Source organism: Streptomyces bluensis (genome assembly GCF_014650715.1).
In the GTDB taxonomy this organism is placed as follows: Bacteria; Actinomycetota; Actinomycetes; order Streptomycetales; family Streptomycetaceae; genus Streptomyces; species Streptomyces bluensis.
Window position 1 is genome coordinate 38,801 of sequence record NZ_BMVM01000025.1, and the last position, 10,021, is coordinate 48,821.

10 protein-coding genes are annotated in these 10,021 nt (G+C 71.4%); 5 read left to right on the top strand and 5 right to left on the bottom strand.

Annotated elements, in window-relative coordinates; translation table 11 throughout:
* Nucleotides 1-23 precede the first annotated feature (23 nt).
* From IE262_RS35860 to IE262_RS35870, 3 genes are all read right to left on the bottom strand, one after another.
* Nucleotides 24-470 carry a DUF6153 family protein gene (locus tag IE262_RS35860; protein ID WP_189879648.1) on the bottom strand — a complete coding sequence of 149 codons (447 nt, stop codon included), beginning with the start codon at nt 468-470 and terminating at the stop codon, nt 24-26.
* 133 nt (nt 471-603) lie between these two features.
* A complete protein-coding gene (locus tag IE262_RS35865) occupies nt 604-1,251 on the bottom strand; it encodes a DUF305 domain-containing protein (protein ID WP_189879649.1) in 648 nt (215 codons plus the stop codon).
* A 96-nt stretch (nt 1,252-1,347) separates the two neighbouring features.
* Nucleotides 1,348-1,827 (bottom strand): DUF6153 family protein, encoded by a 480-nt coding sequence (locus IE262_RS35870; protein WP_189879651.1) that lies wholly within the window; start codon nt 1,825-1,827, stop codon nt 1,348-1,350.
* Between the two features lie 155 nt (nt 1,828-1,982).
* Here IE262_RS35870 and IE262_RS35875 point away from each other — a divergent pair, with 155 nt between their 5' ends.
* Both IE262_RS35875 and IE262_RS35880 read left to right on the top strand, forming a co-directional pair.
* Nucleotides 1,983-2,351, top strand: a complete 369-nt coding sequence (locus tag IE262_RS35875) for a BlaI/MecI/CopY family transcriptional regulator (protein ID WP_131557446.1) — start codon at nt 1,983-1,985, stop codon at nt 2,349-2,351.
* Nucleotides 2,348-3,256: a M56 family metallopeptidase gene (locus IE262_RS35880; RefSeq protein ID WP_189879653.1), complete on the top strand. Its 909-nt coding sequence runs from the start codon at nt 2,348-2,350 to the stop codon at nt 3,254-3,256. Before IE262_RS35875 ends, IE262_RS35880 begins: the two co-directional genes overlap by 4 nt.
* A 50-nt stretch (nt 3,257-3,306) precedes the next feature.
* Here the strand turns inward: IE262_RS35880 and IE262_RS35885 are convergent, their stop codons facing one another.
* Nucleotides 3,307-4,137 (bottom strand): DUF5134 domain-containing protein, encoded by an 831-nt coding sequence (locus tag IE262_RS35885; protein WP_229877845.1) that lies wholly within the window; start codon nt 4,135-4,137, stop codon nt 3,307-3,309.
* Nucleotides 4,138-4,316: 179 nt separating this feature from the next.
* Nucleotides 4,317-5,411: a serine hydrolase domain-containing protein gene (locus tag IE262_RS35890; RefSeq protein WP_189879655.1), complete on the bottom strand. Its 1,095-nt coding sequence runs from the start codon at nt 5,409-5,411 to the stop codon at nt 4,317-4,319.
* A gap of 431 nt (nt 5,412-5,842) precedes the next feature.
* On the opposite strand from IE262_RS35890, the gene IE262_RS35895 reads away from it, so the two are divergent.
* The 3 genes from IE262_RS35895 to IE262_RS35905 all read left to right on the top strand — a co-directional run bounded on the left by IE262_RS35895 (nt 5,843) and on the right by IE262_RS35905 (nt 9,927).
* Nucleotides 5,843-6,592 carry an HAD family hydrolase gene (locus tag IE262_RS35895; protein WP_189879657.1) on the top strand — a complete coding sequence of 250 codons (750 nt, stop codon included), beginning with the start codon at nt 5,843-5,845 and terminating at the stop codon, nt 6,590-6,592.
* Nucleotides 6,589-8,946 carry a glycoside hydrolase family 65 protein gene (locus IE262_RS35900; protein WP_189879659.1) on the top strand — a complete coding sequence of 786 codons (2,358 nt, stop codon included), beginning with the start codon at nt 6,589-6,591 and terminating at the stop codon, nt 8,944-8,946. Before IE262_RS35895 ends, IE262_RS35900 begins: the two co-directional genes overlap by 4 nt.
* A gap of 234 nt (nt 8,947-9,180) precedes the next feature.
* The gene (locus IE262_RS35905) at nt 9,181-9,927 is read left to right on the top strand and encodes a DUF1684 domain-containing protein (RefSeq protein ID WP_189879695.1); all 747 of its coding nucleotides are present in this window, start codon (nt 9,181-9,183) and stop codon (nt 9,925-9,927) included.
* The last annotated feature ends 94 nt before the right edge of the window (nt 9,928-10,021 follow it).

Sequence of the window (10,021 nt, forward strand, 5' to 3'; positions counted from 1 at the left end):
GCGAGGGAGCCGCGGGACACGGCCTAGATGCGCAGTCGGGAGAGGACGGACAGGTCGGGTGGCCCACGGTTCACGGACCGTGCGATGTCCACACCCGCGACTGTCGCGTGCTCGGCCGGGACGGCCGGGACCGGCGACTCGGACGGCGTCGCGAGCTGTACGGCGCTCACGCCGGCGGCGGAACACTCCATGGCCATGGAGGAGGGGCAGGCGGCACCGCCGGCGCCGTGTGCCGCAGTGTGCTGCGCGGCAGCGTCCGGTCCGGTTGAGCCTGCGTGGGTGTGGGCGGCAGAGGCCGAGGTGGGGCCGGGCATGGCGTGCGCTGCGGGTGCCGACGCCGTCGTGACGGGCGCCCCGGGCAGTTCGTGGTGCACCAGGACGGCGAGCACGGCGCACAGCGTGAGGAGCATGCCGCACAGCCGACGGCCGGCGATGCCGGTCCGCGACCAGGGCGACTCTCGTACCGTCATCGCGAGCGTCCGAACTGTGTGCGGGCGTGGAGAGGGAAAAGGCGGGCCGGTATCCGGGCTCCGCAGGGCGCGTACGCGGCGGAGCCCGGGCCCACGGTTGGTGGCGCGGCCGAGCGTGGCCGTGCCGGGAGACTCAGAGCCGGTCGAGGATGCTCTGGAGCTGCTTGACCTCGGCGGACTGGCCCTTGACGATGTCACCGGCCATCTTCACGGCGTCCCCGTTCTTGCCCTTCTTCTGCTCGTCCTTGGCCATGGTGATCGCGCCGTTGTGGTGGTCGATCATCATCTGGGCGAACATCTTGTCGAACTCCGTGCCCTTCATGGCCTTGAGGTCCTTCATGTCCGTGTCGGACATCATGCCGTCGCCACCGTGGTCCATGCCGGGCATCGACTCCATCGCGGTCGGCTGCTTCCAGGAGCCGAGCCAGCCCTTCATCGTCGCGATCTCGGGATCCTGGGCCTTCTCGATCTTTCCGACGATGTCCTTGATCTCCGCGTCGGAGGCACGCCCGTCGGCCAGCCGGGCCATCTCCAGGGCCTGCTCGTGGTGCGGGATCATCATCTGCGCGAAGGCGACGTCGGCGTCATTGAAGCTCGCGGCCCCGGCGCCGTTCCCGGCGGGCGCCGACTCCGATGCCGAGCTGCTGCCGCTGCCGTGGTCCATGCCGCCCATGTCGTCGCCCCCACAGGCGGTGAGGAGCAGGACGCCGGCGGTGACGGCGCCCACGGCGGCGATACGGCGGGAGGGGGTGTGGCGCAGGGCGCGGGTGAAGGAAGTCATGGTTGGTTCACCTCAAGTGTCGGTTCTTGTGGACTGTTCGGGCGTACGCGCATCCGCGGGGTCGCGCCTTGTGCGCGCCCGCGAGAGCGGTCCGGCCTACAGCCGCAGAACTGACAAACGGGCGAGATCGGGTCTGCGTGGCGGGGGATTGGGCCGTATGGCGGCGGCGACCTGGGCGAGCAGTTCGGCCGGCCGGGCCTGGTCCTGGGCGAAGGCCGACCTGAGGAGCGAGGCGAGTACCCACGCGCCGAACAGGACCGCCACGCACAGCGAGAGCATGTCCATCGCCATGGCCGGCTGGTGCGTGGTCCGCGTGGCCGGCGAATGTGACGGATCCGCCGGATCTGTCACGTGACGGTCCGCGCCCGCGCCCGGTGCCGGGGAAGCACTCCCTGGGTCGTGGGCCGCGCCGGCCGGATCCACCGTCATCGCGTGGGACGAGGTGCTCGTCGCGGAGTCGGACGACTCCTGAGGATGCCCCATGCTGTGCATCGCGAAGACACCCAGGGCGAGCACCACGACGAGCAGCAGGTGCCCGAGGGCGCCTCCTGCGCGTACGTACCTGCTCGCCTTCACCGGAATCCCGTCACTGGTCGTTTTCTGGCACCGCCATATTACTAAGCTGTTTGGCATTGTCGGTGCGGGGGTGGGACGGGCGCACCCGGCGACCTACGATGAACCCTCACTGGTGCCGGAGGGTTTGCCGTCCTCCGCAGTCGAGAGGAGCGGCCGTGCGTCGGCTGGGGGAGCTGGAGGCCGAGATCATGCACCGCCTGTGGGCCTGGGGGCGTCCGGCGACCGCACGCGACGTGCTGACGGACATCAACAAGCAGCGGCCCCTTGCCTACAGCACCGTCAAGACCGTGGCCGACATCCTGCACGGCAAGGGCATGCTCAAGCGGCACAAGGAGGGCAGGGCCTGGGTGTACGAGCCCACGTGCACGCGCCAGCAGTACACGGCGGCCCTGATGCAGGAGGCCCTCGGCAGCAACCCGGACCCGGCCGGAACCCTCGTCAGTTTCCTCGAACAGATGACGCCGGAGGAGACGGACGCCCTGCGTTCGGCCCTGCGAACGGTCAGGAGGCGGAGCGAAGCATGACCACAGCCGTCGCGCTGGCCGGATACGCCGTGCTGGTCGGCGTCGCGGTGCCGCCGCTGCTGTCGCGGGCGCGCTGGGCCCACCGTGCCCCGGTCCTCGCGGTCGCCGCCTGGCAGGGCCTGATGGCGACGTTCGTCATCACCACCACGCTCGCGGTGTACCACCTGGCCATGTCGGAGCAGCACGCGCGCAACGGCCTCGTCGGGCTGCTCACCGTCTGCGGTCTCGTCACCGGCGCCCCGGCGAGCGGGTCCGCGCCCACCTCGGCCGAGGTCCTGGCGCTCGCAGCCCCCGCCGTGGTCGTACTGCTGCCTGTCGGCTGGCTCGTGCGCTGTGCCTGGCGGGCGCACCGGGCCCGGCAGCGCCACCTGGACCTGCTCACTCTCGTCGGTGAGCCGGCACCCGAGTACGGCGCCACCGTCGTCGACCACGACATCCCGGCCGTGTACTGCCTGCCCGGCCGCTTCCGTCGGGTCGTCGTCACCCGGGGTGCCCTGGCCGCCCTGTCCGAGGACCAGTTGCGGGCCGTGCTGGAACACGAGCGCGCGCACATCCAGGGCAGGCACCATCTGCTCCACCTGTTGGCCGACGCGTTCGCCCGCGCCTTCCCCGGTCTGCCGCTTGCCCGCCATGCCAAGGAGCAGACGGCGCTGCTGGTGGAGATGATCGCGGACGACCGCGCCCTGCGCTTCCACCGGCGAGAGGTGCTGGCCGCCGCGATGTGCGAAGTGGCAGCCGGCCGGGTGCCGCAGACGGCTCTGGGAGCCGGAGGGACCGGCGCACTGATCCGGCTCCGGCGGGTTCTCACCCCGCAGCCCCGCCCGCACCGCGTGACACGGCTGGGCGTCGTGGCGGCCACGGCCGCCGCGCCGCTTCTCCCCCTGCTCGTCGCCTGCGGACCCTGACCCCGGGAGTGACTCTGGCGGATTGGCGCCGCGATGGCCCGGTACGGCCGCTACACGACCATCATCAGCAGCATGGCCGACATGGTTCCGCCCATGCCGATGTGCGCGGCGAGGGCCGCCTCCGGCGCGGCGCCGGCCCTGCGACGGCGGCCCCCGTGACGACCTCGTTCCGTCGCGCGGGCCTTGTCCCACACGGAGAGCGTCAGCGACACCAGGAACACGACGACCGTGTCCGGCATGGTGAGCAGCCAACGGCCCCAGCCGCCGCGCCGACCGCTCTCGCGGCCTCCGGGGAGCCCGTTCCCGGAGGTGACGCGGACGCGTGCCCATACGGACGCGGCGATCGACAGCAGGAAATAGGCGGCCAGGGCGGCGATCAGGATGCGCCAGACGGACGACGACGATGCCTCGGCCCCGACGGCCGAGCCATGGGCGTCGCTACCGGCCATGTCCATCCCCGGCATGGACTCCATCCCCGGCATGGACTCCATGCCGGGCATGGCGCCGTGGCCCAGTGCGAGCACCGGACCGGACGACGTGGTGGTCATCGCCAAGGTCATGATCACCATGCCGGCGCTGCCGACGATGAGGTGCACCCAGCGGCGGCCCTGCTTCCAGCCGCGTTCCCGTGTGTGCCGGACGGCCATCGCGACGGCGCCGAGCCCGAGGAGAGCGAACACGACCGCCCACCACATGCCGGACCCCGCGTACCAGGCGGCCGTCGCGGGCAGGGCCATCGCGGCCATGCACAGCCCCATCAGCAGGTCACCGCCCGCCGCGAACCTGGTGCCGCCGCTGGTCGTCATCACCCGGACCGCGCTGACGGCCGCGACCAGAGCGGCGACCGTCGCGATGGACCAGCTCAGAGCCAGAGTTCCCATCTCCGCCCTTCCTCGTTCGTCCCGCTGAGCACTCGGGAGCTGCTTGACTGCTAGGCCTCTTAGTACGTGACGGGCCGAGGGATCGCTCAGGGAACGTGCGGTATTCGCCCAGGACTTGCCCATACGGGAGCGGGGCGGGCGAAGCCCCTGGACGGTGGTGGGGGAAACGAGCGCTCTGCTCAGTCCTCGCCCACCACGGTCAGGTCGTCACCCAGAGCCGTGGCGATCCGGGCGGCGCGGGAGTGGTCGTCCAGGCGGCGGGTGAGGTAGGCGCAGGCGTGGTGGTGCCGCAGCGACCACCACGCCGCGGAGCCGCCGATGCCCCCCTTGGCGATCTTTCCCTTGTCGCGCACCAAGCCGAGAGTCCATGTGATCCGGGTACCGAACACCTCGTCGTGGCCGGTGATCTGAGAGGCGAGCAGTTCCCGGTGCAGCTCCGGCCCCAGCAGGTGGCACACGGGTCCGTCCTCGCTGGTGAGGCGGGAGAAGAAAGCCGCCATCGCGGTGGCCGTGGTGTGCAGATTGACCGCGCCGAACACCGACTGCCGCCAGATCCGGGAGTTCGTCCGCTCCGTTTCCAGGGCACCGTGGGGAATGCCGAGCCAGGGCGCGGCATGGAGTTGTCGCGGCCAGTCGGGGTGCGCGTGTTCGAGGTCGGCGACGCGGTCCAGCGCGAGGTGCGGTAACCCGAACCAGGCATCGAGACCCAGTGCGGGCCGCACGACGTCGTTGAACATCGCCCCCAGCGTCGTCCCCGCGGCCGCGCGCAGGATGCCGTCGACCAGGTGACCGTACGTCAGGGCGTGCTCCCCGAGGGCGGTTCCCGGCTCGTACTCCGGCGCCGCACGCGCCAGGCTGTCCCGCAGCCCGGTGTCGTCCAGCAGGTCGAGGCCCGCGGCGTCGGCCGGGAAACGCGGCTGGCCGGCCTGGTGGGTGAGCACATGACGGAGAGTGGTCCGCTCCTTGCCCCGGACTCCGTACTCCTTCCAGTGCCCGGCGATCGGCTCGTCCAGTGTCAGCGCCCCTTCGCGCACCGCGACCAGAGCCGCGAGCGTGACGAACGTCTTCGACAGGGAGTAGGGCATGACCAGGGTGTCGGCCCGCCACGGACGGCTCCGCCCGGCATCGGCCCACCCGGCGTTGAGCCGGACGACTTCACGCCCCTGGCGCCAGACCGACAGCCCCGCGCCGGTCTCCCTTCCCTCGTCCACCAGTTGCTGGAAGGTCCGGCGTACCTCCTCGTACCCGTCCGCGGTGAACCCCTCGACCTTCATGGTTGCCCTTCCTCCGTTCCAGCGTGCGCCCCACCGCGAACTCCGGTCCCAGGAAGGGGTTGCCGTAGTCGGGCGACTCGTCCATGAGAGTACGGCTCGAAGGCACCGGAGAAAGGGGGTCAGATGCCTTGTAGAGGCCGATGGCGGGGGTACGACCCGGCGGCAGCGGCAGCGGGTGGGGCGATGTCGTGCCGTCTCAGCGGACATCGAGGCACCACTCAGGGGTGCGCGGAACCGCGCGACAAGTCACGGATGCCATCGCCGCAAGGTCGTTGACCTGGCCGGGGAGCGGGCACCGGTTGGCCGGCCGGGGGCCGGACAGGCGTCGCTTCACTCGGACAGGCGTCGCTTCACTCGGACAGGCGCAGTCCGATGCCGCCGTGTGGCGGTCGACACCCACTGGTGCGGGCGGTTCGGGGAACGCGGTTCCTATGACAGAGACGACCGGACTCGGGCTGCCCAAGGGAATCCTGGCCTGCCTCTTCGACCTCGACGGGGTCATCACCAAGACCGCCGTGGTCCACGCGGCCGCGTGGAAGCGGACGTTCGACGCGTTCCTGCGGCAGCGCGACGGCACGGACTTCCGGCAGTTCGACGACATCACGGACTACGACGAGTACGTGGACGGACGCCCCCGCGCCGACGGTGTCCGCACCTTCCTCGCCTCCCGGGGCATCGAACTGCCCGAGGGGGAACCCGATGACCCACCCGACGCACCGACGGTCCACGGCCTCGGCAACCGCAAGAACGGGCTGGTGCTGGAACTGATCCGCGAGGGCGGTGTCGAGGTGTACGAGGGCACGATGCGCTACGTGGCGGCGGTCCGCGCGCACGGGCTGCGCACCGCCGTGGTGTCGTCCAGTGCCAACTGCCGGGAGGTCCTTCGGTCGGTGGGCGCGGAGCACCTCTTCGACGTGCGGGTCGACGGAATCGTGGCGGCCGACCGGGGGTTGCCCGGCAAGCCGCGGCCCGACACGTTCCTCGCCGCCGCGCGGGACCTCGGCGTGGAGCGGCAGGAGGCCGCGGTGTTCGAGGACGCGCTGGCGGGCATGGACGCCGGGCGCGCGGGCCACTTCGGGTACGTCGTCGGGGTGGACCGCGTCGGACAGGCCGACGCCCTGTACGCCCACGGCGCCGACCGCGTCGTACGGGATCTCGCCGAACTGCTGGAGCGCCCGTGATCGCCCACACCTCCTACGCCGTCGAGCCCTGGTGTCTGCGGGAGCGCGGGCTGCACCTCGACGTGCTGCCGCAGAGCGAGTCGGTGTTCGCGCTGGCCAACGGGCACGTCGGCTGGCGCGGCAACCTCGACGAGGGCGAACCGCACGGACTGCCCGGCTCGTACCTGGGCGGCGTCCACGAACTCCACCCGCTGCCCTACGCCGAGGCGGGCTACGGTTATCCGGAATCCGGGCAGACGGTCATCAACGTCACCAACGGCAAGATCATCCGACTGCTCGTCGACGACGAGCCGTTCGACCTGCGCTACGGCCGGCTGCGCTCCCACGAACGCGTCCTCGACCTGCGCACCGGACTGCTGCGGCGCACCTGCGAGTGGACGTCGCCGGCCGGGTCCACCGTGCGGGTGCGTTCCACCCGGCTGGTCTCGTTCACGCAGCGCGCGATCGCCGCCATCGCCTACGAGGTGGAGGCGGTGGGCTGCGAGGTGCGAATCGTGACGCAGTCCGAGCTGGTGGCCAACGAGCAACTGCCCGAGCGGAAGGGCGATCCCCGGACGGCGGTCGCCCTGCAGTCGCCGTTGGAGCCGGAGGAGCACTTCGCGGACGGCCACCGGCTGCGGCTCGTGCACCGTACCCGGCGCAGCGGCCTGAGGGTCGGCGCGGCCGCCGACCATGTCATCACGGGACCGGAGCCGACCACGACACGCGCCGAGAGCAGGGACGACGTCGCCCGCCTCACCGTCACCTCGGTCCTGAAACCGGGGCAGAGCCTGCGGATGGAGAAGCTCGTCTCCCACGGCTGGTCGGGCACCCGCTCCCTGCCCGCCGTCAGTGACCAGGTCGACGCGGCCCTCGCGGCGGCCGCGCACGGCGGCTGGCCGGGGCTCGTCGACGAGCAACGCGCCTACCTCGATGCCTTCTGGGCGCGCTCCGACGTCGAGGTCGACGGCGACGAGGAGATCCAGCAGGCGGTGCGGTTCGGCCTGTTCCACGTCCTGCAGGCCGGGGCCCGCGCCGAGCAGCGCGCGATCCCGGCGAAGGGCCTCACCGGCTCCGGGTACGACGGCCACGCCTTCTGGGACACCGAGACGTTCGTGCTGCCCCTGCTCACCTGCACCTCGCCCGGCGCGGTCGCCGAGGCCCTGCGCTGGCGGCAGAACACGCTGCCCGCCGCCCGCGAGCGCGCGGTGCAACTCGGGTTGCGCGGCGCCGCGTTCCCGTGGCGGACCATAGAGGGCTCGGAGGGTTCCGCGTACTGGCCGGCGGGCACGGCCGCGTTCCATGTGAACGCCGATATCGCCGACGCCGCGGTCCGCTACACGGCCGCCACCGGCGACACGGCCTTCGAGCGGGACACCGCCGTCGAACTGCTGGTGGAGACCGCCCGGCTGTGGCGTTCGCTCGGCCACCACGACCCCCACGGGGCTTTCCACATCAACGGCGTGACCGGCCCCGACGAGTACAGCGCCGTCGCCGACGACAACACGTACACCAACCTCATGGCCCGCGCGAACCTGCGGGCCGCCGCCGACGTCGTCGAACGCCATCCGAGGCGGGCCGCGGAACTCGGCGCCGACACCGAGGAGAGTGCCGCCTGGCGGGACGCCGCCGACGCCATGCACATCCCGTACAACCACGATCTCCGCGTCCACGAGCAGCACGCCGGGTTCACCCGCTGCCAGCGCTGGGACTTCGCGAACACACGGCCCGACCAGTATCCGCTGATGCTGCACTTCCCGTACTTCGACCTCTACCGCAAGCAGGTCGTCAAGCAGGCGGACCTGGTGCTGGCGATGTACAAGTGCGGTGACTTCTTCGACGAGGAGCACACGGCCCGCAACTTCGCCTACTACGAGCCCCTGACCGTCCGCGACTCGTCCCTGTCGGCGTGCTGCCAGGCTGTCATGGCGGTGGCGGCCGGGCACCTCTCCCTGGCGTACGACTACCTGACCGAGGCGGCGCTGATGGACCTGGGGGACCTGGAGCACAACACACGCGACGGTCTGCACATCGCGTCGCTCGCGGGCACGTGGATGGCGCTCGTGGCGGGCTTCGGCGGGATGCGTCACCACGGCGACTTCCCGGAGTTCACCCCCCGGCTCCCGGAGCGGCTCAGCCGCCTGGCCTTCCACCTGGAACTGCTGGGCAGCCGGCTACGCGTGGAGATCAGGCCCAGGACCGCCACGTACACGCTGCTGGACGGCGGACCTCTGACGGTCCGTCACTATCAGGAGCCCTTCACGCTCGACGGCGAGAAGCCGCGCGCCTTCGACATCCCCGCACCGAGGCCGCGCCCGGCTCCCGAACAGCCGCCGCACCGGGGGCCGATGCATCCGAGGGGTTCGCGGAGCTGACGGAGGAGGGGGCGGCCCGACCGCGTTCGGTCACCGGTCACGCATGCGTCGGGTGAGGGGGCGGGCGGGCATCAGGAAGCGCCCTGCGACAGCTCCGACCTGGTGATGAGCGCCACATTTTCCCCATACGGCGTGACTTGACATTAGCTCGCCTTATGGGCGATAAAGAATGTGCTTTGGGCATTGACTCACGCAGCGTGACCTTCGTGGCGTGACAGCCGACGAACGTCCTACCTGAGTGAGCGCAGCGTGTCCCACATCGCCGTCCCGGACCAGCAGGCTCCGGACCCCGCAGACGCCTGGAAGGCGTGGCGAGCCGAGCGGCACAGGTCGGTCACCTCACCCACCGGGAACCTCGCCCTCGTCGAAACCCGCTGGTTCCCCGCCGGTGAGCGCCCCGACCTCGACGCGGCCCGTGCCGGGCAGCCGGAGACCGTGAGCGTCACCACGGTCGAGCGCACGGACCTCGTCACCGGGGAGCCCGAGCACGGCCTGCGGTTCTGGGACGCCCAGTCGCCGGCCATCCGGCACTTCGAGCGCACGGACGCCTTCCCGTACGACCCGGCGTGGGTCCTCCAGGCCGCGTACACCCCGGTGACGGACGCCCGACGCGTCGCCTTCGAGCACATCCGGGACAACGGCGGCACCCGCGACCTCGTCGTGCCCGGCGACATCTCGCTCACCGTGGACGGCCGCGCCTACACGCTGAGTGCCTTCGACGACGACGGGACCCTGCTGCTCGTCTTCGGTGACCCCACCAACGGCGGGTCCACCTACGGCGCCGGGCGGTTCCTCTTCGTGGAGCGAACCGCCGAGGAAGGCCGCGTCGTCCTCGACTTCAACCGGGCCTTCGTTCCGCCCTGCGGCTTCTCCGACCAGTACAACTGTCCCATGCCGCCGCGGCAGAACCGTTTCCACCTGCCCGTCGAGGCAGGCGAGACGCGCCCCGTCTTCCGCGGCGGCTTCCTCGCGCAGCACTGATCGACCGGGCTCGGCCCCGACCGGTCGTCGCGCTCACTCCCTGCTCCTCACCTTCCCCCGGGCCCCCGCAGCCTTCCGGCACGGCCGCACGAAA

Excerpts from the sequence above, each read along its gene's own strand:
- IE262_RS35860 (WP_189879648.1), bottom strand. The coding sequence starts at position 470 with ATGACGGTACGAGAGTCGCCCTGGTCGCGGACCGGCATCGCCGGCCGT.
- IE262_RS35865 (WP_189879649.1), bottom strand. The coding sequence starts at position 1,251 with ATGACTTCCTTCACCCGCGCCCTGCGCCACACCCCCTCCCGCCGTATC.
- IE262_RS35880 (WP_189879653.1), top strand. The coding sequence starts at position 2,348 with ATGACCACAGCCGTCGCGCTGGCCGGATACGCCGTGCTGGTCGGCGTC.
- IE262_RS35885 (WP_229877845.1), bottom strand. The coding sequence starts at position 4,137 with ATGGGAACTCTGGCTCTGAGCTGGTCCATCGCGACGGTCGCCGCTCTG.
- IE262_RS35890 (WP_189879655.1), bottom strand. The coding sequence starts at position 5,411 with ATGAAGGTCGAGGGGTTCACCGCGGACGGGTACGAGGAGGTACGCCGG.
- IE262_RS35895 (WP_189879657.1), top strand. The coding sequence starts at position 5,843 with ATGACAGAGACGACCGGACTCGGGCTGCCCAAGGGAATCCTGGCCTGC.